This window comes from Geothermobacter hydrogeniphilus, from assembly GCF_002898515.1.
Taxonomy (GTDB): Bacteria; Desulfobacterota; Desulfuromonadia; order Desulfuromonadales; family Geothermobacteraceae; genus Geothermobacter_A.
This window is the reverse complement of sequence record NZ_PPFX01000014.1, coordinates 41,687-64,524: the sequence shown is the minus strand read 5'-3', so window position 1 is coordinate 64,524 and position 22,838 is coordinate 41,687. Positions and strand designations below refer to the sequence as shown.

Annotated in this window: 21 protein-coding genes and 1 other RNA gene; 8 read left to right on the top strand and 14 right to left on the bottom strand. The window is 59.3% G+C overall.

What is annotated here, in order from left to right; all coding sequences use genetic code 11:
* The 5 genes from C2E25_RS07965 to C2E25_RS07945 form a co-directional block, all read right to left on the bottom strand.
* A partial coding sequence (locus C2E25_RS07965) for a transglutaminase-like domain-containing protein (RefSeq protein WP_233189375.1) occupies nucleotides 1–2,027 on the bottom strand: 2,027 nt, incomplete at its 3' end.
* Between the two features lie 616 nt (nucleotides 2,028–2,643).
* Nucleotides 2,644–3,387: a lipoate--protein ligase family protein gene (locus C2E25_RS07960; RefSeq protein WP_146032924.1), complete on the bottom strand. Its 744-nt coding sequence runs from the start codon at nucleotides 3,385–3,387 to the stop codon at nucleotides 2,644–2,646.
* A 146-nt stretch (nucleotides 3,388–3,533) separates the two neighbouring features.
* The gene (locus C2E25_RS07955; RefSeq protein WP_103115228.1) at nucleotides 3,534–4,265 is read right to left on the bottom strand and encodes a hypothetical protein; all 732 of its coding nucleotides are present in this window, start codon (nucleotides 4,263–4,265) and stop codon (nucleotides 3,534–3,536) included.
* A gap of 73 nt (nucleotides 4,266–4,338) precedes the next feature.
* Nucleotides 4,339–5,727 carry an ammonium transporter gene (locus tag C2E25_RS07950; RefSeq protein WP_103115227.1) on the bottom strand — a complete coding sequence of 463 codons (1,389 nt, stop codon included), beginning with the start codon at nucleotides 5,725–5,727 and terminating at the stop codon, nucleotides 4,339–4,341.
* Nucleotides 5,728–5,753: 26 nt separating this feature from the next.
* A complete protein-coding gene (locus tag C2E25_RS07945; protein ID WP_103115226.1) occupies nucleotides 5,754–6,092 on the bottom strand; it encodes a P-II family nitrogen regulator in 339 nt (112 codons plus the stop codon).
* 586 nt (nucleotides 6,093–6,678) lie between these two features.
* Between C2E25_RS07945 and ssrS the strand changes: the two genes are divergently transcribed.
* Nucleotides 6,679–6,858: non-coding RNA, 6S RNA (ssrS, locus tag C2E25_RS07935), on the top strand.
* 66 nt (nucleotides 6,859–6,924) lie between these two features.
* On the opposite strand, the gene C2E25_RS07930 is transcribed toward ssrS, so the two are convergent.
* The gene (locus tag C2E25_RS07930) at nucleotides 6,925–7,137 is read right to left on the bottom strand and encodes a hypothetical protein (RefSeq protein ID WP_146032923.1); all 213 of its coding nucleotides are present in this window, start codon (nucleotides 7,135–7,137) and stop codon (nucleotides 6,925–6,927) included.
* A 181-nt stretch (nucleotides 7,138–7,318) separates the two neighbouring features.
* Between C2E25_RS07930 and C2E25_RS07925 the strand changes: the two genes are divergently transcribed.
* A complete protein-coding gene (locus tag C2E25_RS07925) occupies nucleotides 7,319–8,497 on the top strand; it encodes a TraB/GumN family protein (protein WP_103115223.1) in 1,179 nt (392 codons plus the stop codon).
* Nucleotides 8,498–8,507: 10 nt separating this feature from the next.
* Here the strand turns inward: C2E25_RS07925 and C2E25_RS07920 are convergent, their stop codons facing one another.
* The gene (locus C2E25_RS07920) at nucleotides 8,508–10,262 is read right to left on the bottom strand and encodes a L,D-transpeptidase family protein (RefSeq protein ID WP_103115222.1); all 1,755 of its coding nucleotides are present in this window, start codon (nucleotides 10,260–10,262) and stop codon (nucleotides 8,508–8,510) included.
* Nucleotides 10,263–10,292: 30 nt separating this feature from the next.
* Here C2E25_RS07920 and C2E25_RS07915 point away from each other — a divergent pair, with 30 nt between their 5' ends.
* The 4 genes from C2E25_RS07915 to C2E25_RS07900 are packed head-to-tail and all read left to right on the top strand — an operon-like array spanning nucleotide 10,293 to nucleotide 13,883.
* Nucleotides 10,293–11,102: a rhomboid family intramembrane serine protease gene (locus C2E25_RS07915; RefSeq protein ID WP_103115221.1), complete on the top strand. Its 810-nt coding sequence runs from the start codon at nucleotides 10,293–10,295 to the stop codon at nucleotides 11,100–11,102.
* 3 nt (nucleotides 11,103–11,105) lie between these two features.
* On the top strand, nucleotides 11,106–11,588 hold the full coding sequence (gene ybaK, locus C2E25_RS07910; protein ID WP_103115220.1) for a Cys-tRNA(Pro) deacylase: 483 nt from the start codon (nucleotides 11,106–11,108) through the stop codon (nucleotides 11,586–11,588).
* 25 nt (nucleotides 11,589–11,613) lie between these two features.
* On the top strand, nucleotides 11,614–12,435 hold the full coding sequence (locus C2E25_RS07905; protein WP_103115219.1) for an SIR2 family NAD-dependent protein deacylase: 822 nt from the start codon (nucleotides 11,614–11,616) through the stop codon (nucleotides 12,433–12,435).
* A 17-nt stretch (nucleotides 12,436–12,452) separates the two neighbouring features.
* On the top strand, nucleotides 12,453–13,883 hold the full coding sequence (locus C2E25_RS07900; RefSeq protein ID WP_103115218.1) for a nicotinate phosphoribosyltransferase: 1,431 nt from the start codon (nucleotides 12,453–12,455) through the stop codon (nucleotides 13,881–13,883).
* Nucleotides 13,884–13,952: 69 nt separating this feature from the next.
* Here C2E25_RS07900 and C2E25_RS07895 read toward each other — a convergent pair whose 3' ends face one another.
* Complete coding sequence (locus tag C2E25_RS07895; RefSeq protein WP_103115217.1) at nucleotides 13,953–14,834, bottom strand: hypothetical protein; 882 nt, start codon at nucleotides 14,832–14,834, stop codon at nucleotides 13,953–13,955.
* Nucleotides 14,835–14,968: 134 nt separating this feature from the next.
* Here C2E25_RS07895 and C2E25_RS07890 point away from each other — a divergent pair, with 134 nt between their 5' ends.
* Complete coding sequence (locus tag C2E25_RS07890) at nucleotides 14,969–15,685, top strand: arginyltransferase (RefSeq protein WP_158247186.1); 717 nt, start codon at nucleotides 14,969–14,971, stop codon at nucleotides 15,683–15,685.
* Nucleotides 15,686–15,687: 2 nt separating this feature from the next.
* Here the strand turns inward: C2E25_RS07890 and C2E25_RS07885 are convergent, their stop codons facing one another.
* Nucleotides 15,688–16,878, bottom strand: coding sequence for a M24 family metallopeptidase (locus C2E25_RS07885; protein ID WP_103115215.1), 1,191 nt, complete (start codon nucleotides 16,876–16,878; stop codon nucleotides 15,688–15,690).
* 262 nt (nucleotides 16,879–17,140) lie between these two features.
* Between C2E25_RS07885 and C2E25_RS07880 the strand changes: the two genes are divergently transcribed.
* Nucleotides 17,141–18,295, top strand: coding sequence for an IS4 family transposase (locus C2E25_RS07880; protein WP_103115214.1), 1,155 nt, complete (start codon nucleotides 17,141–17,143; stop codon nucleotides 18,293–18,295).
* Between the two features lie 266 nt (nucleotides 18,296–18,561).
* Here the strand turns inward: C2E25_RS07880 and C2E25_RS17485 are convergent, their stop codons facing one another.
* From C2E25_RS17485 to C2E25_RS07865, 5 genes are all read right to left on the bottom strand, one after another.
* Nucleotides 18,562–18,711: a hypothetical protein gene (locus C2E25_RS17485; RefSeq protein ID WP_158247185.1), complete on the bottom strand. Its 150-nt coding sequence runs from the start codon at nucleotides 18,709–18,711 to the stop codon at nucleotides 18,562–18,564.
* A gap of 78 nt (nucleotides 18,712–18,789) precedes the next feature.
* Entirely contained in the window at nucleotides 18,790–19,092 is a 303-nt protein-coding gene (locus C2E25_RS17295) for a hypothetical protein (protein ID WP_146032921.1), read from the bottom strand.
* A gap of 10 nt (nucleotides 19,093–19,102) precedes the next feature.
* On the bottom strand, nucleotides 19,103–19,879 hold the full coding sequence (locus C2E25_RS07875; RefSeq protein WP_103115213.1) for a NapH/MauN family ferredoxin-type protein: 777 nt from the start codon (nucleotides 19,877–19,879) through the stop codon (nucleotides 19,103–19,105).
* Entirely contained in the window at nucleotides 19,869–20,498 is a 630-nt protein-coding gene (locus tag C2E25_RS07870) for a 4Fe-4S dicluster domain-containing protein (RefSeq protein ID WP_103115212.1), read from the bottom strand. Before C2E25_RS07870 ends, C2E25_RS07875 begins: the two co-directional genes overlap by 11 nt.
* The gene (locus C2E25_RS07865; RefSeq protein ID WP_103115211.1) at nucleotides 20,498–22,819 is read right to left on the bottom strand and encodes a molybdopterin-dependent oxidoreductase; all 2,322 of its coding nucleotides are present in this window, start codon (nucleotides 22,817–22,819) and stop codon (nucleotides 20,498–20,500) included. Before C2E25_RS07865 ends, C2E25_RS07870 begins: the two co-directional genes overlap by 1 nt.
* Nucleotides 22,820–22,838 lie beyond the last annotated feature (19 nt).

Sequence of the window (22,838 nt, the reverse complement as noted above, 5' to 3'; positions counted from 1 at the left end):
TGAACCAGCCGGGGAATTCCCCACAGGGTGAGCACCTTGAGCTTGGTGGCGAAAATGGTTTCCGAGGGCAGGGTCAGGGCGTTCACGCCCATGGTGCGGGCGGCGATGGCATTCATGATGCTAAGTTCGGCGTGGTAGGCGATGGCCGTGGTGTAAAGCAGATCGCCCACCAACTGGTCCTTGGTCAGACCCGTGAAATCTTGATTCTCCAGTTTCGCCCTGGTCGCCTCCAGGCCGGCCTTGAGATTGGTCAGCTGCTGTGGGCTGATCCGCCCCAGGTTCAGGCCGATGGCCTGAAAGACCCCGGCATCGAGATAGTTGGTGATGGTGGTCGAGCCATAGGACGGGTCGGAGAAGGTCATGGTAAAGATGTTGGTGCCGCCGAGGCCCACCGGCGCACCTGTCGCCACTACCTGCCCATCGATCCGCAGTTCCGGCTTGACGTTGATCAGGTAGGCCGGCAGCGAACTCGGCAGTTCGCTCGGCTGAATCGGCGTGCCATCTGCATGGGGCTTGGGCAGATAGGCTTCGAGGACCGCTTCATCTTGGGCGGTGGCGGGCGAATAGCTGAGGGTGATCTTCTTGCCCGCCAACTCCGGCAAACTCATGGTCAGACGCAGGGACGTATCGGCGGGGGCCGGTGCGGTCGGATCGACAAAGCTCCCGGGTGTCACTTCGTTTTCCACGTGGAAGGTGAGCTTGTGCCGATACGCGTCAGGAATGGCGGCGAAGGTCGCTCCCTTGACGGCGGTACGGTACGGCAGGGTGCCGAGCAGAAAAGGGAATTCCTGCCTGACGATCTCTTTTCTGCCCAGCACGTCACCGACGGTGGCATCGGGATAGGTCTGCTGGATGTAATCCTGCACCCGGGTCTGGTAATCCTGCAGAGTCTGCTGAACGAGCAGGGCGTCGACGCCGGTGGCGTATCCCTGGGCCTCATCAATGGTGGCGGTGGCCTGGACCTGGTCGAGGAAGGTCTGGGCGTCGAAGGGAACGGCGCTTCTTATGTCGATCCCATCGCTGTAGGTGTATTGCTTGAAAGACGGATCGAGGCTGATCCAGGTGTCGCCCTCTTTATGTTTTGCCCCCCGGGAGGGGAAATAGTCGATGTAGGCTTCAACCCAGACGTGCTCCATGCGTGCTGCGACGATTCGGCCGCCGTCCACCAGTCCCTTGGTGGGGATGCCGCCGCTGGAAAAGAAATCCAGGGCCGACATGGGATCCGTAAAGTCCCCCGCCCAGTTCATGACTTTCTCGATGGGCAGTTCGATGGTACCCATAACGTAACGAGCCTTCACCCCCGCTGCCCGCAGCAGGGCGATGAGCAGCGAAGCAGTATCGAAGGCGTTGCCCTGTCTGGTTTCCAACGTCATTTGCGCACCTTGGATGGAGCCCCAGGTCGGCACGAACTCGATATTGTTGCGCACCCACTCGTAGATTCTAAGCGGGCTATTTCCCAACTCCGCAGCCTTAGTCCTAATTTCGGGGGTGAATGGAACCTCGATCGTCTCGGCAAGGTCATCCGGAAGGAGCAGTCCGTCAAGAGAACCGGCAGAAGCGACCAAAATGCGCTTCTGGTTGCGCCAAGTAAAATTGTCCTTTTTAAAATCCCGCTCGAACTCCTCCTTCTCCATTCTGGGCTCACGCTTTTTGGCCTTCGGTTGCCGGTTGGGAAGTTTGTCAGGATCGAGATGCCGATGCTTTGACGTCCTCTTGACCCGCTTCAGCTGCTTCTTGGTCTTCTCGATTTCAGCTTCGGCCTCCTCCATGTTCTTCGCCTTCTCAATCCGAACAATGTTGCCCTTCAGCTCTTCCAAGTTGGCGTCATAGTGCTTCACAAACCGGTAATGCCGATCCAAAATCTCTGCCGGCAGATTGGCATTTTTGAGCCACTTCTCCGTTTGGGCGAACTTCAATCGGAGTTCCGCATCAAGCGCCTCAATCGTTTTCCGCTTCGCATCGAGATGCTTACGCAGCTTCTTCATGTCGGCTGCAGGAGCACCCAATTCGGCTTCGACCCACTCCATCAGCGTCTCCAGGCGCTCCTCCGGGGGCTTCTCCCGGTGGGATGAAGTCCCCCTCGGACCCTGCGCTTCTTCACTGAACTTGGCAGCCTGGGCCAAGCTGGCTGGACCGCCGAGCGTCCAGGCGAAGAAAAACACCACGACAAGAGCTGTCGCCCTGAACCCCCTGTTGAATCTCTTCCCCCCTACATACGAAGCCATCATTAAAATACCTTCCCTTCAGAACAAAAAAGTCTCACTCTCAAAATCAGGGCAGACTCCCGATAATGGACTTAAAATCTCCATCGGCCCTTTTCAGACAGTCAAGCTGGCCTGAGACTTCAGATCCCGCAGCTTCACGCCTCTCGGTTGCCCGGTTCCATGTGTGAACCCCGGATGTTTTCTGCCCTTTATTCGCAACAGAAAAGCCGGCGTTCGGTCCGCAATCATCAGACCAATAACCGGCTGCTTTTCTTAACCCGTTCGCCCCCCATAGACAATCCAAATGAAGCAATATTAAATAACGAATTCAGATTATTTCCAACTTTTTCAATTGTCAATAATTTTATGTGCTTTTTGTCAACATCCTTGCAGGTTCATCCACCTTGGCTTCTTGAAATCACGGAGTCCCCCCGTGGGATCAATCAAAAAATTCTCCGAACAACCTTTCCAGGCGGGTGAACAGGTCCGCCATGAGCAATCCCGAAGCTTCCCCGCCGAGGCATTCCCGCAGCGTGGTACAGGCCCCCGGATCAAACTGCAACTCCTGCCCGCAGAGCCGGTAGAAGCGGTTCACCGCCGCCGTCGCCTCGACCAGGTCGAGATCCACCAGCAGGCAGGCGTGGGCCAGTACCGCCGACTGCCCGCGACTGCCCCCGGCCCAGCGCTGGGCGGTGCCGAGCAGCTTGCGGCCGGCGACCTGCAGGTTGTAGCGACCGTCACAGAAAGAGCCGGGGACTTCACCGCTTTCGGCCGCCAGGCCGTAATCTGCCAACAAGCGTCTGAACAGATCGCAGAGAAGCCGATAACCGTTCTCCAGCAACCAGCCATCCGGCTTGGCAAACACCAGCGACAGGTTGAGGACCCCCGGACCCTGCGGCACGCAGGAACCGCCGGAGCAGCGCACCATCAGCGGCCATCCCTCCCCCGCCAGGGTCTCTGCGGCCGCCTCGAAGTGCGGGAACCGCGCCTCACGGCGGGTCACCACCAGGCAGCGGGGAGCCTGCCGGATGCAGATGACGGGTCCGCTCGCGCCGCTCAGCACCCGCTGCAGCAGCAGTTCGTCGTAACCGATACTGGCCGCCGGGTCGAGGATCGGCTCGGGCCGCTCAATCCGCCAGGGACGGTCAAAAACGGGGGGAAGACATTCGGAAACCGGGGGCATGAAGGTCATGCACCGAGTGTACTCGATGACGGCCCTCTTCTCTACCGGGACCTGGCAGCCTTGAGAAAACCGCCCATCGATGCGAAACCGAGTGGGCGGTGAATATCAATCGGGATTTTCAGAAAAAAACTGCAGTCATCCCCCGTTCAGAATGCCAGGGTGACATTGACCCCGACCTGGTTCTGACTGTCGATCGCCTGCTGGGCGTCATCGCTCAGGCCGCTGGAGAAGACATAGGATGCCGAAACCGCGAGGTCATCGGTCAGCTCGTAATCGGCCCGGAGCACGATCTCGTAATCGTGGAAGTCGCTGTAGTTGCCCACCGAATAATCGCTCTCGTCATTGTAGGAGACCGACAGGCCCGGCGTCAGGCTCAGCCCGTCCATGACCCTGAAGCTCTGTTCGACCGCGATGACATAGAACAGGCCGGTCTCTTCGGCCTTGTCCCAGTCGTAGTAAACGGTCAGCGACGGGGACGCGATGGTGTTGAAAGAAACGCCGGCGTAGAGTTCGTTGGTATCCTCGATCCCGTCCAGGGCGTAGAAGATGTTGCCGACACTGATCGACACCAGGTCATTCAGATCCCGCGAGTAATTGAGCGTCAGGTCGGTTTCGTTGATCTCGCCGGCATCGAGACCTTCTCCGGCGTCATTTTTCAGCTGCAGGTTGCTCCAGTAACTGACCGTGAAGGCGCCGACACTGACGTCCACCCCGCCCTGGGCAACCGGCATCCCGCCGCTGAGGTCAAATCCGCGCCACAGGTACTTGTCATAGACACCGAGGTAGGCATCGCCCTCGGCCTGGAAAGCCAGAGCGACCGGAGCCAGGCAGGCGACAACGAAAACCGGAACAATCAACATCAGGCACAGCTTTTTCATCTTTTCACAACTCCTTGTAAATGGGATGGGGATTCCGGGCGGAGGCTGACTCCGCCCGGATGATGGGAATTTTTCAGGATTGTTCGGCCGTGCGGGCCGAAAGCGCACCGACCGCCTTGGGAGCCTTGCCACCGGGACCGCCGGGAGTAACAACACTGCCGAGATGCACGGTATGGAAATCGGGATAGGCATTGGCGCCATGTTCGGAGAAATCGAGACCGGCCAGCTCCTCCTCTTCGGTGACGCGCATGCCGATCACCAGGTCGATCAGCTTGAAGACCACCAGCCCGGCAACAAAGGCCCAGGCAAAACAGGCACCGATGCCGACCAGCTGCACACCAACGGTTTTCAGTGAAAAACCGGCGCTGTCAAACAGCCCGGCCGCCAGGGTTCCCCAGACGCCGCAGACCCCGTGGACCGAAACGGCACCGACCGGGTCATCGATCCTGATCTTTTCGAAGAAGAGCACCGAGAAGAGCACCAGCACCCCGGCCACCAGGCCGATAATGACCGCCGAGGCCGGGCTGACATTGGCACAACCGGCGGTGATGCCGACCAACCCGGCCAGGGCGCCGTTGCAGGTCATGCCGATATCACTCTTGCCGTACTTGATCCAGGTTGCGGCCATGGCGGAAAAGGCACCGGCCGCACCGGCCAGGGTGGTGGTTACGGCAATCAGCGCGATGGAAGTATCACCGGTGGTGGTGGACCCGGGATTGAACCCGTACCAGCCGAACCAGAGCAGGAAAACCCCGAGGGAGGCGATGGGAATATTGTGACCCGGAATCGGTCGCGCCTTGCCGTCTTTGTCAAACTTCCCGAGCCGCGGGCCGACGACGATGGCGCCGGCCAGGGCCAGCCAGCCGCCGACCGAATGCACCACGCTCGAACCGGCGAAATCGATGAAGCCGAGACCTTCCAGCCAGCCGTTGCCGTGATACAAGGACCCCCAGGCCCAGCCGCCGAAAATCGGATAGATCAGAGCTGAGACCAGGACCGAATAAACCAGGTAGGCACTGAACTTGGTGCGTTCGGCCACAGCGCCGGAAATGATCGTTGCGGCGGTGGCGGCAAAAACCACCTGGAACATCCAGAATGCGTAGTTCCAGGGAGCATCGTCACCAACCGCGCCGCCAAAGAAAAAGTCGCTGGTACCGAAAAATCCATTGCCGGCCCCAAACATCAGGCCGAATCCGACCGCCCAGAAGGCGATGGCACCAACCGAAAAATCCATCATGTTCTTCATCATAATGTTGCAGGCATTCTTGGCCCGGGTGAATCCGGCCTCGACCATGGCGAAACCGGCCTGCATCAGGAAAACCAGGAAGGCGGCCACAAGGGTCCAGACGAAATTGAGGTTGGTCTGTACCTGACCGGCGGTCAGCGGCGCGTCTTCGGCCAGCACCAGGCCCGGCAGCAGAACCAGCAGGAAAGGGACCAGCAAGGCAATACGTTTCAACATTTTGAAATCCTCCTTTGTTTTCAGGGTTACAGGGAATCAATGCCGACTTCACCGGTGCGGATACGCACCGCCTGACCGATATCGGAAACGAAAATCTTGCCGTCACCGATGTGGCCGGTACAGGCTTCCTTCTGCACTGCTTCGACGACCGCCCCGACCTGGTCGGCGGCGACCACCAGGTCGATCTTCACCTTGGGGATGAAATCAACCTGGTACTCGGCGCCACGATAAAGTTCAGTGTGTCCCTTCTGGCGCCCGAATCCCCGGACCTCGCTGACGGTCATCCCGGTGATTCCGAGCTCTGTCAGGGCACTCTTGACGTCGTCCAGTTTGAACGGCTTGATGATGCATTCGACCCGTTTCATGGCCATCTCCTTTCCAGCGTTGATGAATTGAAATTCCGGGGATCATGGATGCCTGTCCGGAAACCTGAATCAGTGAGTTTCTGTTGGATGGAGAGTGCAAGTGCTTGGTCTGAATGGGATTTTCAAAAATCTGAAGCGCACCCATAGGTTCGCTGGTGATTTTTGGGAAGCTCAGACAGATCAATGACTTGTACTCTCCGCCGACAAGGTACTCACTGATTCAGGGGAAACAGAAAACGCCCCGCTTCACCCGTGGTGTCAACGGATGAAACGGGGCGCCATTGCCCGATTATTCATTATCGGCCAGGGAATCACACGCGAACGACGTTGTTCCGCGGCGACCCTGTCATCGGCAGACAGCCCGGAAGCTGCCGACCGCTGTCATGATCGAACAAATAGCAGCAACCGTGCCAGTTATTTTTATCTATGATTTCAAACAGTTGACAAACAACAACCTCACCACCTGCATATTTATTGACCACCATGAAGAGGATCTGATCAATCCTCGGGCAATCGACAAAAAGAGTCCTCATGGGTGACTTTTTCCTTGTCCGAACAACGACACTTTTCTATACTGAAGCATATTGGCTCTCTGCCTTGCAGGTGAGGTCGCAAAGCCCCGGCGGTATAGTTGTAGAACGGGACTGTTTCAACGGCATGGTGTGCCAGCCCGCCACGCAGCGGGACGCCTTAAATGCCGGTAAACGGTCCCACTTATTCGGGAGTCGCCTGAGGCCCCGAGACCCACGGCAGCGGTGGAGAGTCTTTCAAGAGAAAAGGCGCCTGTTTCGAGGCGCCTTTTTTAGCAATGAAGTCACCGGGAACAGACCGATCAACGATATGGCCATTCTTCCTTCCGCCGCGAAACCTCTTCACAGTCATGGTAATCCCAGCAGCGATGATCTCCCTTGATCGTCTCCACGACAATATGTTGCATGGCGCATTCCAGCACCCGGCCTTCTTCACCGACAGTCGCATTGTTCACAAAGGCGTCATGGCCTGATTCCGCTTCCAGACAGACAAAGCTGAAACGATCCTTTTTCATGGTCAACTCCTTCAGACAGCCGGAGAGCAAGGCCCACATGCACTTGACATCCCTGCTGCTTCTTTAAATTGTACCACCCTTCATCGCCATTCTGACAGTTGGTCAAACCCTAGAAAGAACTGTTCGCTCCCGGCCGGTTATGCTAGGATGCTGCGCACTTTGAGCGAATGGAAACCCACCCATGACCGATTCCCCGACTTCAGATATCACCCGTATTGAACTGGACGGCCGCGAGATCGTCCTGATCGGCACCGCCCATATTTCCCAGAACTCGGTGGACACGGTCCGCGAAGTGATCGCCGCCGAACAACCGGATACCGTCTGCATCGAACTCGACGCCCAGCGTTTCCAGGCCCTGCGCGACCGCAACCGCTGGGAATCGCTCAACCTGATCCAGGTGGTGCGCAAGGGGCAGGTGCCCTTCCTGCTCGCCAACCTGGCGCTGGCCTCGTTTCAGAAACGGATGGGGCTGCAAACCGGGGTGAAGCCGGGGGCGGAACTCGCCGCCGCCGCCGAAACCGCCGAGGAACACGGTATCGGGGTCGAACTGATCGACCGCAACATCCGCACCACCCTGCTGCGCGCCTGGCGCAAAACCGGACTGTGGCGCAAGCTGCAACTGCTCTCGACCCTGCTCGCCAGCCTGTTTGAAAAACAGGAGATCAACGAAGAGGAACTGGACAGGCTGCGCGAAACCGACACCCTGTCGGCAATGCTGGAAGAGATGGGCGACCTGCTGCCGAACGTCAAGCAGATCCTGGTGGATGAGCGGGATGCCTACATGGCGGAAAAGATCCGCCGCGCCCCCGGGCAGAAACTGGTGGCGGTGGTCGGCGCGGCCCATGCCGCAGGAATCTGCAGACGGATTCAGCAGCCGGCCGATCCGCAGACCTTTGCCGAGTTGGATGTCATTCCGGCCAAATCCATGGTTTCGAAGCTGATCCCCTGGCTGATTCCGGGCATTGTCATCGCCCTGTTCATTGCCGGTTTTTTCTTCGGTGACCGTCAGGCGATGGCCGATGCCGCGGTCGCCTGGGTGCTGGTCAACGGCCTGCTTTCAGCAGCCGGAACCATCCTCGCCTTCGGCCATCCGCTGTCGGTCCTCGCCGCCTTCGTCGCCGCCCCGATCACCTCTCTCAATCCGACCATCGGAGCCGGCATGGTGGTCGGCCTGGTGCAAGCCTTTATCGCCGCCCCGACGGTCCGTGACCTGGAACATGTCGGTGAAGACCTCGCCAATCTGCGCGGCTGGTGGCGCAACCGGGTCACCCGGGTGCTGCTGGTCTTCCTCTTCTCCTCCATCGGCTCGGCAATCGGCACCCTGGTGGCGTTTCACTGGCTGAAGGATCTGATCAGGTAGGTTCGAGGTTTTACTGCCCTGCCAGTTGCGGTGCCTGGTCCTGTTGCGGCAGCCGCTTTTCCCAGACGATCTCGAGGTCGGCGTCACGCTGGTAAATATCCGAGCGATACTGCACGCGGCCGGCGCTGTCGACCCAGGCCGTCCAGTAGAAGATATGAACCGGGATCGGTTCCAGAAGATCGACCTTGAGGGTCCGGTCGCCGTTCATCGCCGCTAGAATCCGGTCACAATCCCAGCCATCCAGTGACTGCAGCAGGTATTCAGCCAGGTCGAGGGGACGTTCAACACGGATGCAGCCCGAGCTGAAAAGTCTGGCGTTTCGATCAAACAGCTGAGGGGAATCGGTATCGTGCAGGTAGACCGCGTAGCGGTTGGGGAACATGAATTTGACCCGTCCGAGAGGGTTCCAGGGACCGGGGCGCATACGCAGTATGCCGGGGAAATTGTCGGCGTGAATTTTCGACCAGTCAAGTTTTTCCGGATCGAGCAGGCGCTCCCCCTTGCCGACCCAGGAAAGAATTTCGTAGTGATGGCGGGTCAGCCAGCCGGGGTCGCGGCGGATGATCGGCAGCTTGTCCTCACGCAGAATGGTTTTCGGCACGTACCAGAAAGGGGCGAACTCCAGGTAGCGCAACTGCGCGGAAAAGTTCGGCGTCTTGCGATAGGGGGTGCCGACCACCACCGGCATGCTCATCACTGTCTCGCCGTTCTCAACCACGTCCAGCCGGAAGGCGGCGATGTTGACCTGCAGACTGCGTCCGCCGAAGCTGTCCGGCTCGCTGCGCCAACGCTGCAGGTTGTAACTGATCTGGCGAATCCGCGCCTCGACCGGCAGGTTCAGCTCCGCCAGGGTCATCGTCCCCAGCACGCCGTCCTCGCGCAGACCATGTCGCAACTGGAAACGGCGGACCGCCTGCTCCGTTTCCGGTCCGTAGTTCTTCTCATCCCAGGCCGCGTAGGGTTGCAGATCACCACCGAAAAAGAGCCGGTTGCGCAACACCGGCAACCGTTCATCCCGCATCCCCGGACGAAGCACCTCGCCCGCCGGAACCGTCGGCCAACCGCCGTAAGCGGAGAGCGCCCGCAAACGCTGCAGTTCATCGCGCAGGGCCAGATAGCCGGGCTGACGCGGTTCCAGGCGTTCAAGGCCGGCGGTTATCTGTCCGCTGCCGAGGGCTTTCTCAAGATAGGGAATGAGACGATCGAGTCCCTTGCGGCGTTGACCGGCAACCGGTGGTATCCTGCCCCCGGAGATATCGACCGCGTATCCGAAGTAGGCATCGGTCAGCAACAGGTCGATCAGCGCCTGGTAACGGGCATCGAACAGAACTCCGGCCCGCAGGGAATCGGCCTCGTAGCGAACCAGCGGCTCCAGTTCCTGCAGGTGGTAATGATCACTGCACAACCCCTTGTCGCCACTGGCACGCAACACATCGAGCAGTTGGTGTGCCATGGTGGTCAGGCCGAGATTGTTCATCCAGGCGGGAACATGGTTCCGCTGCCGATAGAATTGCCGCAGGCGCGGATTCACAAGCAGTTGCCGAATACCCGGCAATTCAACGGCCGGCGCGGCATCTTCCAGCAGGAAACGCAATTGTTCGCGAACTTCATCCACCAGCGGCGCGGCCATAACCGGACCCGGTCGGCAGAAAGAAAACAGGATCAGGAACAGTAACGACAGAGCGGGGACCTTCATGTCTTCCAGAATACCAGAAACCACCGTTCCCGTATGCCGCGGCTTGAAGAGCGGCCACTTTTTTGTCATAGTGCTAACGACTCAAGCAGAAGGAACCTCATGGACCTGACCGAAATCTTTCGCGCTCTCGGCCTCAACACCCCCCGCTGGCAGTGGCGTGCCATGCGCTGGGAGCGCGCCCTGCGAAACCTCAAACGGGGCGAACTACCGACCACATCGATTCAGGTCAGCCGGACGCTGATCCTTGCCAACCTGGTCTTTTTTGTCCTGATGATCACCCAGGGGCTGCTTGCCGGACAGGGGCTGCGCCCACTGCTCTCCCCCGACGGCTACCTGTTGATCCATGCCGGCGCCCAGTACTGGCCACTGGTCCTCGGCGAGGGGGAATGGTGGCGCTGCATCAGCTACGCCTTCACCCATGCCGGGCTGATCCACCTCGCTTTCAACATGGTGGTTCTCTACCAGGTCGGTCCGCTGGTTGAAAGCGAACTCGGACCCGGACGTTTCCTGACACTCTACACCCTCTGTGCCCTGACCGGCTCCTGGGCCGATTATCTCTGGCATCCCCTGGCACCGGTGGTCGGCGCCTCGTCCGCGATCTTCGGCCTGATCGGCTTTGCCGCCGTCCACTATCACCGTCTCGGTGATCCCGGGTCCATTCAGCGCCGCAACTTCATGCTGCAATGGGCGGTGTTCGCCTTTATCTTCGGGCTGCTGGTCGGGGCCGACAACGCCGGACATGCCGGCGGCGTCATCGGCGGGGTGATCTTCGGGCTGCTGCTGCCGATGAGCTGGCAGTTGCGGCACGCCACGAACAGACTGTTCCAGGTTCTCGGCGGCGTCAGCCTGCTGGTTCTGGTCGGTAGCCAGCTGCTGCTGATTCTCTCCTGGTTTCAAAGCAGGGGATAATCCATGGCGAAAATCAAGCCCCCCGTCACCCCGGCCATCCGCCTGCTGAAACAGCACCGGGTCACCTTCATCCCGCATCTCTACAGCTACCAGGAGAAAGGCGGCACCGCCGTCTCGGCCCGGGAACTGGGGATCGATGAACACCGGGTGATCAAGACCCTGATCATGGAGGATGAACGACGGCAGCCGCTGATCGTCCTGATGCACGGCGACAGGGAAGTCTCGACCAGGCAGCTGGCACGCACGATCGGCTGCAAATCGATCCAGCCCTGCGCGCCGGAGGTCGCCAACCGGCATTCCGGTTACCTGGTCGGCGGCACCTCCCCGTTCGGCACCCGAAAACAGATGCCGGTCTACATGGAGGAGAGTATTACGAACCTCGAAACCATTTACCTCAACGGCGGCAAACGCGGATTCCTGGTCGAGATCGCCGCGGCCGATGTGATCCGCCTGCTCGATCCGCAACCGGTTCGGGTGGCCATCTGATCAGGAACCTAAACGGGAGCGCACGATGACGGAAGCAGTTCAGAAAGCGGCGGAAATCCTGCGGAAGGCCGAGGCGCTGGTCATCACCGCCGGGGCCGGCATGGGTGTCGACTCGGGCCTGCCCGACTTCCGCGGCGACCATGGCTTCTGGAACGCCTACCCCATGTACCGACACCTCGGCATCAACTTTGTCGGCGCCGCCAACCCGGAGCATTTTGAACGCGACCCGGCCTTCGGCTGGGGATTCTATGGTCACCGCACCAACCTCTACCGCGAAACCGAACCGCATGCCGGGTTCGACCTCCTGCGATCCTGGGCCGCGCGTTTCAATCTCGACACCTTTGTCGTTACCTCCAATGTCGACGGCCAGTTCCAGAAAGCAGGGTTCGCCGAGGAGCAGATTCTCGAAGTGCACGGCTCCATCCATCACCTGCAGTGCCTGATTCCCTGCGGCAACGCGATCTGGCCGAACCGGGAAGAGATAGCGGTCAACTTCGACTCGATGCGCGCCGACCGGGTGCCACAATGCCCCCATTGCGGCGGCACGGCGCGACCGAACATCCTGATGTTCGGCGACTGTTCCTGGCTGCCGCAGCGCAGCCACGGCCAGCAGATGCGTTTCGATCTGTTCTGCGACCAGCACCGCGACCGGCGGCTGGCGGTGGTCGAAATGGGCGCCGGAACCGCCATCCCCACCATCCGCCACCTCAGCGAAAGGCTCGGCGCCCGTCCGGGAGCGGGGGTGATCCGCATCAACCCGCGCGAGGCCCATATCCGCCCGCCGCACATCGGTCTGCCCTGCGGCGCCCTCGAAGGCTTACGGGCCATCGATCAACAGCTCAACTGACGATCGAAGGAGTTGTCATGAAACCCTCAGCCCTGCTCACCGACCTTTACCAGCTGACCATGCTGGCCGGCTACCAGCGGGAGGGGCTGGCGGAACGCCCGGCAGTCTTCGATCTCTTTTTCCGAGATCTTCCCTATGGCGGCGGCTATGCCGTTTTCGCCGGGCTCGGCCCGGCCCTCGATTACCTGGCCGAGCTCTCCTTCAGCGAGGAGGATCTGGGCTACCTCGCCTCGCTGCAGCTGTTTGACAAACCCTTCCTCGCCTACCTGCGCGACTTCCGTTTTCGCGGCCGGGTGCTGGCGCCGCCGGAAGGCAGCATCGTCTTTCCCCACGAACCGCTGCTGACCGTGGAAGCCGGCCTGGCTGAGGCGCAACTGGTTGAAACCGCCCTGCTCAATATCATCAATTTCCAGACCCTGGTCGCCACCAAGGCGGCCCGCGTCAGCCTGGCCGCCGGAGAGAGTACGGTTCTGGAGTTCGGCCTGCGGCGCGCCCAGGGACCGGACGGTGCCCTGTCGGTAGCCCGCGCCGCCTGCATCGGCGGGGTGGGCAGCACCAGCAACGTGCTGGCCGGCAAACAGTTCGGACTGCCGGTCAGGGGAACCCACGCCCACAGCTGGATCATGGCCTTCGACGACGAGCTGAGCGCCTTCCGCGCCTACGCTGAAGCCTTTCCCGACAACTGCGTGCTGCTGGTCGACACCTGCGACACCCTCGGCAGCGGGCTGCCGAACGCCATCCGGGTGGCAAGGGAACTGCGCGCCAAGGGACACGAACTGCTCGGCATTCGGCTCGATTCGGGGGATCTCGCCTGGCTCAGTCGACAGGCCAGGCGGATGCTGGATGAAGCGGGTTTCCCGGAGGTCAGGATCGTCGCCTCCAACGAACTGGACGAAGAGGTGATTCACGCCATTCGCGACGAGGGTGGCTGCATTGATATCTACGGAGTCGGTACCCGGCTGGCAACCTGCGCCGGAAAGGGGGGCGGAGCCCTGGGAGGCGTCTACAAGCTGGTTGAAATCAACGGTCGGCCAAAGATGAAACTGACCGCCGACATCACCAAGGCGACCCTGCCGGGACGCAAGATCCTGTGGCGTCTGAGTACCGCGGAGGGGCGTCATGTGCAGGATGTGCTGACCCGTCCGGGGGAAAAACCAACGGCGGGAACGACTGTCTTCGATCCGACCAACCCGGCCCGCAGTCGAACACTGGAACCGGACCTGACCATCCGCGATCTACGGCAGACGGTGATGAACAACGGACAGAAATTGCTGCCGACCGAACCCCTCGCCTGCCTCGCGGAACGGTGCCGGACCGGCCTTCTCGCCCTGCCGAGCGGAACCCTGCGAACCACCAATCCTCACCGCTACAAGGTATCGATCAGCCCCGACCTGCATGCCCTGCGGAACAGGTTGCGGACAGCAATGGAACACACCCCCGGAGACTGACAGTTCGCCGGTTTTCCGGCAACCGGGGAATCATCTTTCCGGGACCGCACTCCGCAAGGTCGTTCGCCGTTACTTGCTGCCGCCGAACAGGCCCTTGACCCCTTTCAGGACCTTGTCGGCTTCCTGTTGCACCTGGTCCGAATCACCGGCGGGCAACTGGACCTTGTCCAGCTGTTCCTGGACTTTGGCGGCAGCCTTCTCCACCTCGACCCCGGCCTTGCCGATCACCTCGGTCTTGATCGTGTCGAGCCCCTTGAGTTCGCCCTTGAGCAGGTTGGAGAGCATCGGCGAGAGGCTGCCGCTGCTGTTGGCCGCGGCATCGAGAATCGCCTGCACCACCTTCTGGATCATCTCCTCCATCAGCATGCCGCCCTTGTCGGCGCCGAGATTCTTCAACTCAATCTTCGGCAGCACCAGGTTGATTTTCGAGGACTGGCCGAGAGCCGCGAGTTGGGCAGTGACCCTGACATTTTCAATGGTGAAACGATCAACGATGAATTTCTTGCCGCTCCCTTCGGATGCCGCGGGTGCTTTTCGCCCCGAAGAAGCACCGCCGGAAGCGGCCTTGGCATTTCGCAGCAGGGGCTGGATATTGTTCTTCTTGCCGTCCTGCTCAAGATTGACGACGATATCGGCGAGGCGCACCTTCGGGATGCGAATGGTGTCGCCGGTCAACGATCCGAGCGAGACAGCCACTTCACCGGTGCCGAGACTGAGAAATTTATCTCCGCTGAAACCGGGCGGGTTGGCAACCTGCAGCCCGGTGAGGGTGGCCTCGCCCCCGAACAGCGAAATATGAATCTGCTGCAGACTGGTCGGCACCCCGAGAGCCTGACTGCCACCGTATTCAACCGCCTTCTTGGCAATCGTGTCGACATAAAACAGCACGCCGGCAAACGCCGCGACGACAACGACCAGCACGGCAACCAGAACTTTTATCAGACCCTTCATATCCGCATCTCCTTCAGTGAGAGAATTGACCCGTCGGCAACAAGATACCGTTTGTTATTCAAGCCTAATCTCTCCACCCCGAATTGCAAGCGCCGCAGCATGCGGTGCGTCGAACTGTGCTAATGTTGGTTATCATGCAGATTCTCCAGAACCCCAGCTGTGAAATCCCTGAAGATTGCCCCTATCTTCCCGGTCGACCGAAATCATCCCTCTCGTTTCTGGCCAGGAACATCAAGGCGGAGGAACTGAACCGGTTGCTGACACGGGGATGGCGCAAATTCGGTCCCTATTTTTTTCAGCCGGCCTGTCCCGGATGCCGACAATGCATTCCGGTGCGAGTGCCCGTCGCCGACTTTCGACCGTCACGCGGCCAACGGCGGGTGGAGAGAAAAGGACATTGCGTCGACGTTCGTTTCGGGCCGCTGCGCATCACAGAACGCGCTTTCGAAATCTACCGGGAGCATTCCCTGCGGCGTTTCGGAGAAGAGGTCGACCGGGACAGCTTCCTGATGCATTTCTATTTCCCTTCAGGACCGGTTCTGCAGAGTGAATATCGGCTCAACGGACGGCTGATCGGCATCGGCTACCTCGACCGCAGCAGTGAAGCCCTGAGCAGTATCTACTTCTGCTACGATCCCGAATTCAGTCACCTGCGTCTCGGGACCCTGAGCGTGCTGCACGAAATCAGCTACACGCGACAACTCGGCCTGCGTTACTACTATCTGGGATATTTCGTCTCGGGGTCGGAACGGATGGCATACAAGGACAGCTTTCGCCCGCGCGAACACTATAACTGGCAGAGTCGTTGCTGGCGGAACCCGGAGCAGGCAGATCAATGCCCGGCAGAGTAGGATCAGAGAATCCGCAGTGACTGATCGGAGTAGGTCAAGGATTTCAACCCGTCGCCTGAAACCCAGAAGGTGTTCTCGATGCCGACGGCGCCGAGGCCGGGAAAAACAACTTTCGGCTCAAAGGCAAAGGTCATTTTCTCTTCGAGCAGCTGATCGTTGAAACCGCGGGCGATAAAGGGATATTCATCCAGCTCCACCCCCACCCCGTGTCCGATGAAAGTCACCCGGGCGTCGCCGGCCCCCATAAAGTGATCACCGTACCCGAGCTGCCGCGCCGCCTGCAGGCAGGTATCGTAGATTGCCCCCCAGGCGACACCGGGGCGTGCCTGCTCCATCAGCAGCTGCTGGATCTGCAGCATGTCGGCAAACCCCTTCTCCAGTTTCGGATCGAGTCCGCCGATGCAGAACAGCCGGGTCTGATCAACCATGTAACCGTCAAAACAGCTGACGAAATCAACCAGTACCGGCTCTTGAGAACGGATCTTCTTGTAACTGGCGCCCTGGGCAAAGGAAGGATTCAGCCCCATCCCCCCGAGCGGGGTATCACTGCCGGTCGGAACCGCGCTGTCGGGACCGGAAAAGGCATGACCGAAAAAGATTTCACTGTTGAACCCACGCATGCGGATATAGCCCTGGTGGCCTTCCTTGCGGGCATGAAATTCCAGCTCCGCCGCCAACTCCAGGTCGGTGATACCCTCGCGGATGACCTCGGCGGCACGCTGGTGAATCTTGTCAGCGATCAACGCCGCGTCCTTCATGATCGTGATCTCGTAATCCGACTTGACGGCGCGAACCCGGCGGATCAGGGGCGTGGCATCTCGAAAATCACACCCGGTCAAGACCTTTTCCAGGCGACGAAAAAACGCAACCGGCAATACATCGAATTCCAGCCCGACCCGTTTCGGCGCCGCGTAGCCGAAATCCGCCAGGATACCGGGAAGATCACGGGGACTGCGCAACGGCACCAGGTGCCGAAGTCCCGATTCCATCCTTGCCCGGCCGAAATCCCTGCGCACCAGGTAGAGCGGTTCCCCGTCAACCGGGATATAGAGCAGCCCCTGCTGGGTGGCGCCGGTAAAATAAAACAGGTCGGCGTTCTGGGCCAGGATCACGGCATCAAGGCTCTCTTTCAGCATCAGTTCCTGCAGCTGCTGAAAACGATCAGTCAATTCTGTTGCCGGTGTGATACGCATCGCTTCTTCCTTTCAGGGCAAACCATCCGGAACCGGCAGCACAGGCTGTCGGACCGGACGTATTCTGACAAGCCCGTCAGCCGTATGTCAACGCCAATTACGCAATTTTTCAATGACTTTATAACACTACTGTCCGGTTAAAAAATCAGTCAATCTCGTAAGTGGCTGAAAATAATTGTTCTTTGACATAACTGTTCCGTTTTCGATTTGAATTCACTCCACCGATGTGGGGAGATACCTCTCGTTATCGCAGGAGGTATCGATGAATTCAGGCAAAACCGTTTTTCGGCAACTGCTGCAGTTCTTGCCTCGGCACGACTTCAACTTGTGTGTTCGTCGCTACCGTGGTGATTACAGAGCCAGAACATTCTCGACGTTCGACCAGTTTTTGTGCCTTGCCTATGGTGAAAGCCTGCGCGATATTGAAACCTGCCTGAATTCACACCGGGAGAAGCTCTATCACATTGGCTTTCGTGGTTCCGTTTCCCGGTCAACTCTTGCAGACTCCTGCGAACGTCGAGACTGGCGTATCTTTCAGGACTTCGGCCATGTCCTGATCCGCATGGCCCAGCAGCTTTACTGCGACGATCCTTTTGCCCTGGAACTGGACCAGCCACTGTATGCGTTCGATTCAACGACCATCGATTTGTGCCTGTCCCTGTTCCCTTGGGCAGAGTTTCGAACGACAAAGGCGGCTGTGAAAATGCACACGCTGCTTGACCTGCGGGGAACGATCCCGACCTATGTCGCCGTCACCACAGGCAAGGTTCATGATGTCCGTATGCTCGACGCGTTACCGGTGACGGAAGATGCCATTTACACCATGGACAAGGCCTATACGGATTTCTCGCGGCTCTATGCGCTTCATCGACAGGGTGCTTTTTTCGTGATCAGGGCCAAGGACAACTTGCGCTTCAAGCGACTGTATTCAGCAGCCAAAGACAAGGATGGCGGTGTCAGAGCCGACCAGACCATCGCCCTGGTGACCTACAAGTCGAAAAAGGACTACCCCGAAAAGCTTCGTCGGGTCAGTTATGTTGACAAAGAACGAAACAAGCGTCTGGTGTTTTTGACCAACAATTTCGCTATTCCTGCGACAACCGTTGCCGAAATCTACAAGCAACGTTGGCAGGTCGAGTTGTTCTTCAAATGGGTCAAAGGGCACCTGCGAATCAAGTCGTTTTACGGCACGTCGATCAATGCGGTGAAGAGCCAGATTTGGGTAGCGCTGAGCATTTATCTGTTGGTGGTGATCGCCAAGAAAAAGCTCGACATCCCGTGTCAGCTCTACACTTTTCTACAGATTCTGGAGGTCAATTTGTTTGAGAAAAAGTCCATTTTATCGCTAGTTACGGATGCTCTTAAGCAAATTCAAGACCCTCAAGTCGATAACCAGCTGAATTTATTCAGCTATTAACCGGACAGTAGTGACTTTATAAATATAGTGATTCTTTAATAATTGCAATTTATCGCAGACCTTAGGTACTGCCGGTTTTCTAGGCAATTCGCTATTTCCGCCGTTTTCTGAATGCACTTACAGCCGGAATGAGCAGTTGTCAACACCCCTATCCACAGAATCTTGTGGATGGAAAACGTATGCTGTATACACTTTGACAGAAAGAACGCCGGCCCCGGAAAAAGGTCGGCGTGATGGATGACGCGGACAGCAATCAGGAAACGGGTTCAGCCGTCCTCGTCATAACGACAACTGAGATCCTCACCGGCGAGCAGACCCGAACAGTCGGCACAAACCGGCTCACCATTGTCTTCCCGGATCAGCAGTTCCTCCTCCGGGTAGAGCATGTGACAGCGACTGCAGCGTTGATCAGCCATGGCAACTCCTTTTGTGACGGGCCGAACCAAACTCGACAGAAAGCCAACTTTTATATTATCCCATGCAGCAGCCCGTTGTTAATAGCTTGTCGAGAAGGGCTTCACGTCACCGGTCCCAGGGATATGGCACTGGCGACAGTCGACATACTGCGGATGCTCTGTTTTTGGGGCTCCATTGTCGCCGTCGCGATGACAACCGAGGCAGGTATCACCGCCTTCATCGGCAGCAACATCATGGGGAATCAGGGGGGGATTTCCAGTCGACCCCGCCGGTACGGAAAGACTTGAATCAGACACCGCGGGCGCAGTCGGCTGCGCAGTCTGGCAGCCCCAGAACAGCGCTAACAGCAGGAATGAAATCAGAGTCAGGATAGTTTTCATCGTATTCTCCTTATTTGAGAGGATGTTGAAATCTCATGTTCAGAGCACCGGTCGGACAGGCATCGAGGCAGGCACCGCAACGGGTACATTCTCCGGAGACAACATGGCTCGTCCCCTCGACCAGCGGCGCGTCCAGCACCTCGTAAACGAAGCAGCTCCTGCGGCAACGATCACAATGGGTACAGGCTTCGACCCGATAACCGATGCGCAGCGGGCTGACCCGCCCCACCAGGCTGTAGAATCCTCCCAGGGGGCAGAGGCTGCGACACCAGAAACGCCTGACCAGCAGGACCTCCACCAGTAAAATCACCGCCATCAGCAACAGAGCACTTGACGGCCCAAAGCTCAGGGCGCGGCTGAGGATGCCGATCGGAGAGATGGTTTCGAATGCCGGTATTTTCAGCGTCAGACTGAGCAGCAGTACCACCAGCAGCGCAATCAGCTTTCCCCGCAGGGGCCAGACCCGGAGCCGGCGCGTACTCGGCAGACATTCGAGCAAATCGGTCGTCAGTCCGACCGGGCAGACCCAGCCACAGAAGGTCTTGCCCCCCAGCAGTCCGTAACCACCGAGGACCAACAGCGCCCCACCAAGCAGCGGCAGCGCCACGGTACCGGTCAACAACAGCACCTGCAGGGCGGCCAGGGGATCAGAGAACTTGAGCCCGAGCAGCGAAGCTGACTGCAGATTGCCCTGGAACAGTCCCCAGCCGAGACATGGGGTGAACAGCAGGCCTATCACCGTCAACTGCACCACTCGCCGCGCCAGAGTCCAGCGATTAACCTTCATAGAGACTCTCCGACGGAGGCTGCAGCGGGCCGACTACGATTGCCGGTCGCTCCAGCACACAGGCCTGTTCACAGATGCCACAACCGGTGCAGTACTCCTTGTGAACCACCGGTTCAAAGATCGCGTGGCGACCGGTACGGGCGTTGAGATAATTCTCGATGGTGATCGCCTTGTCGAGCAGCGGACAGGCGCGATAGCAGACTTCGCAACGCAGTCCCTTGAGCGACAGGCACTCCTGCCGCTCGACCAGCACCGCGGTGCCGATGCGGGTCTTGGCGGCATCCTGCAGCTGCGGGTCGAGAGCGCCACTCGGGCAGGCCTTGACGCAGGGCAGGTCGGCACAGAGTCGACAGGGATTTTTTCGCGCCCGGATAACCGGTGTACCGAGAGCGATGCCGGCATCGAGCCGCCCCATCTCGACCGCCCGATAGGGACAGGCTTGGGCGCAACGGCCGCAGCGGATGCACTTGCGCAGGAACTCCTGTTCCTCGACCGCTCCCGGCGGCCGCAGCAGCCAGGCATAGCCGGACCCGGAACGCAGCAGCAGGTAGCCCGCCGCGGCACCGGCCAGGGTGGCACGCACCCCGTTTGTCACGGCTCGTCCCCGTTCTTCCGACATCAGACTTTTTCGACTTTGACCGCGCACTTCTTGTAATCCGGTTCCTTGGAAATCGGGCAGAAGGCGTCCAAGGTCAGGTTATTGATCATCTTCTCCTCATCGAAGAAGGGGACGAAGACGCTGCCCCGTCCCGGTACACCGCGGCCCCCGACGCTGGCCTTGAGTTCCAGTTGCCCGCGGCGGGTGGTGAGACGAATGCGGTCACCATTCCTGATCCCCAGTTCTCCGGCATCCTCGGGATGCAGCTCGCAGAGGGCCTCCGGTACCGCGCGGTGCAGTTCCGGAACCCGGCGGGTCATGGTGCCGGTATGCCAATGCTCCAGCACCCGGCCGGTACAGAGCCAGAAGGGGTAGGCGGCATCGGGCGGCTCGGCGGCCGGCTCGTAGGGACGGAAATAGATGGCCGCCCGCTTGCCGTATTTCTTGGCCTTGTGAAACTGGATACCGGCCCCCTTGTCAACCATGGGATCGTACTTCTCGTTGTAGCGCCACCGGACGCTCTTACCGTTGATGTAAGGCCAGATCACCCCGCGTTCCTTCTGATAGAGTTCGTAGGGAGCGAGATCCTTGCCGGTGCCGAGACCGAACTGGCGATACTCTTCGAACAGCGACTGGTGCAGCGGCTTGTCTTCCGGGTACTCGAACAGCTTGCCGAGCCCCATGCGCCTGGCCACCTCGATAATCTGCCAGAGGTCCTCCTTTGCCTCGCCGGGAGCGTCGGCCAGCTTGAACCAGTGCTGGGTGCGGCGCTCGGCGTTACCGAACATGCCCTCTTTCTCGACCCACATGGAGGTCGGCAGAATCAGGTCGGCGACCTCGGTGGAGCGGGTCGGATAGGCGTCCGAAACAACGACGAAGCGTCCCGGCTTGCGCGCGCCCTTGCGGAATCGATCGACGTTGGGGGCAGCCTGGAAGGGATTGTTGCACTGCACCCACAGGAAGCGGATGTCGCCGCGATCGAGCGCCCGCAGCATCTCGGTGGCATGGAACCCAGGCTTGGCGGGAATCTTCGCAACCGGGACATTCCATATCCTGGCCGCTTTCTCACGATGCTCCTTCTTCATCACCACCATGTCGGCCGGCAGACGATGGGCGAAGGTGCCGACTTCACGGGCGGTACCACAAGCCGAGGGCTGGCCGGTGAGACTGAAGGGCCCCTGCCCCGGCTGGGAAATTTTCCCCGTCAGAAGATGCAGGTTGTAAACCAGCTGGTTGACCCAGGTGCCGCGCACATGCTGGTTGAACCCCATGGTCCAATAGGAGCAGACCTTACGCCCGGGATCGGCATAGAGGCGGGCCAGTTCTGCCACCTTGGCCGCCGGAACACCGGAAATTTCTTCGACTTTTTTCGGCGTATACTCGGCGATCATCTCCTTGTAGGCCGCGAAGTCGATCATCTCCTCCTTGTCCTTGAACTTGAAACGGTCCTCGGTACCGTAGCCGATGTTGGTTTTCGCCTTCTTGAAGACCACGTTCTTGGCAATGAACTTCTCATCGTAGAGCTTGTCGCGGATTATGACATGGGCAATGCCGTTGGCCAGCGCCAGGTCGGTTTGCGGCCGGAAGGCGACGTACATATCCGCTTCCTGGGAGGTGCGCGAGAAACGCGGCGCCAGGTCGATGATTTTCACGTTGGGATTTTTCACCCGGTTGGCGGTCATGCGCGAGAAGAGGATCGGATGGCACTCGCTCATGTTGGCGCCCCAGAGAAAAAAGGTGTCGCCGAGGTCAAGATCATCGTAATTGCCCATCGGTTCATCCGAACCGAAGGTCTTCATGAAAGCGGCGACAGCGCTGGCCATGCAGAACCTGGCGTTCGGGTCTATGCTGTTGCTGCCGATACCGGCTTTCATAAACTTGGCGGCGACATAGCCGTCCTGGATCGTCCACTGACCGGAACCGAACATGCCGACCGCCTGCGGACCAAAGGTCCGGATGGTGTTCCTGAGCTTGTCGGCAATCGTATCCAGGGCCTGGTCCCAGGAAATCTCGACGAACCTGTCCCCTTTGCGCAACAACGGTTTGGTCAACCGGTCCGGGCCATAAAGAATCTTGGCAAGAAAGTAACCCTTGATGCAGTTAAGCCCCTTGTTGACCGGTGCCTTGGCATCGCCACGGGTCGCAACCACCTTGCCGTTCCGGGTGCCGACCAACACCCCGCAACCGGTACCGCAAAAACGACAGGGGGCTTTGCCCCAAGTCAAGCCGTCGTCGGCAGCTGCAGCCCGGTCCGCCAGAAGCAGATTGACCGGCAGGCCGGCAGCCGACAGGGCGGCGGCCGCCGCGGCTCCCTTGATAAATTCTCTTCGTTTGAGTGTCATATCCCGATCCTTTCTCCAC

What these genes read in the sequence shown, in the direction of transcription:
- C2E25_RS07960 (WP_146032924.1), bottom strand. Translation starts at nt 3,387, where the DNA reads ATGCCCCCGGTTTCCGAATGTCTTCCCCCCGTTTTTGACCGTCCCTGG.
- C2E25_RS07930 (WP_146032923.1), bottom strand. Translation starts at nt 7,137, where the DNA reads ATGAAAAAGGATCGTTTCAGCTTTGTCTGTCTGGAAGCGGAATCAGGC.
- C2E25_RS07920 (WP_103115222.1), bottom strand. Translation starts at nt 10,262, where the DNA reads ATGACAAAAAAGTGGCCGCTCTTCAAGCCGCGGCATACGGGAACGGTG.
- C2E25_RS07880 (WP_103115214.1), top strand. Translation starts at nt 17,141, where the DNA reads ATGAATTCAGGCAAAACCGTTTTTCGGCAACTGCTGCAGTTCTTGCCT.
- C2E25_RS17485 (WP_158247185.1), bottom strand. Translation starts at nt 18,711, where the DNA reads ATGGCTGATCAACGCTGCAGTCGCTGTCACATGCTCTACCCGGAGGAG.
- C2E25_RS07945 (WP_103115226.1), bottom strand. Translation starts at nt 6,092, where the DNA reads ATGAAACGGGTCGAATGCATCATCAAGCCGTTCAAACTGGACGACGTC.
- C2E25_RS07915 (WP_103115221.1), top strand. Translation starts at nt 10,293, where the DNA reads ATGGACCTGACCGAAATCTTTCGCGCTCTCGGCCTCAACACCCCCCGC.
- C2E25_RS07895 (WP_103115217.1), bottom strand. Translation starts at nt 14,834, where the DNA reads ATGAAGGGTCTGATAAAAGTTCTGGTTGCCGTGCTGGTCGTTGTCGTC.
- C2E25_RS07950 (WP_103115227.1), bottom strand. Translation starts at nt 5,727, where the DNA reads ATGTTGAAACGTATTGCCTTGCTGGTCCCTTTCCTGCTGGTTCTGCTG.
- C2E25_RS07865 (WP_103115211.1), bottom strand. Translation starts at nt 22,819, where the DNA reads ATGACACTCAAACGAAGAGAATTTATCAAGGGAGCCGCGGCGGCCGCC.
- C2E25_RS07875 (WP_103115213.1), bottom strand. Translation starts at nt 19,879, where the DNA reads ATGAAGGTTAATCGCTGGACTCTGGCGCGGCGAGTGGTGCAGTTGACG.
- C2E25_RS07955 (WP_103115228.1), bottom strand. Translation starts at nt 4,265, where the DNA reads ATGAAAAAGCTGTGCCTGATGTTGATTGTTCCGGTTTTCGTTGTCGCC.
- C2E25_RS07925 (WP_103115223.1), top strand. Translation starts at nt 7,319, where the DNA reads ATGACCGATTCCCCGACTTCAGATATCACCCGTATTGAACTGGACGGC.
- C2E25_RS07905 (WP_103115219.1), top strand. Translation starts at nt 11,614, where the DNA reads ATGACGGAAGCAGTTCAGAAAGCGGCGGAAATCCTGCGGAAGGCCGAG.
- C2E25_RS07885 (WP_103115215.1), bottom strand. Translation starts at nt 16,878, where the DNA reads ATGCGTATCACACCGGCAACAGAATTGACTGATCGTTTTCAGCAGCTG.
- C2E25_RS07890 (WP_158247186.1), top strand. Translation starts at nt 14,969, where the DNA reads ATGCAGATTCTCCAGAACCCCAGCTGTGAAATCCCTGAAGATTGCCCC.
- C2E25_RS17295 (WP_146032921.1), bottom strand. Translation starts at nt 19,092, where the DNA reads ATGAAAACTATCCTGACTCTGATTTCATTCCTGCTGTTAGCGCTGTTC.
- ybaK (WP_103115220.1), top strand. Translation starts at nt 11,106, where the DNA reads ATGGCGAAAATCAAGCCCCCCGTCACCCCGGCCATCCGCCTGCTGAAA.
- C2E25_RS07870 (WP_103115212.1), bottom strand. Translation starts at nt 20,498, where the DNA reads ATGTCGGAAGAACGGGGACGAGCCGTGACAAACGGGGTGCGTGCCACC.
- C2E25_RS07900 (WP_103115218.1), top strand. Translation starts at nt 12,453, where the DNA reads ATGAAACCCTCAGCCCTGCTCACCGACCTTTACCAGCTGACCATGCTG.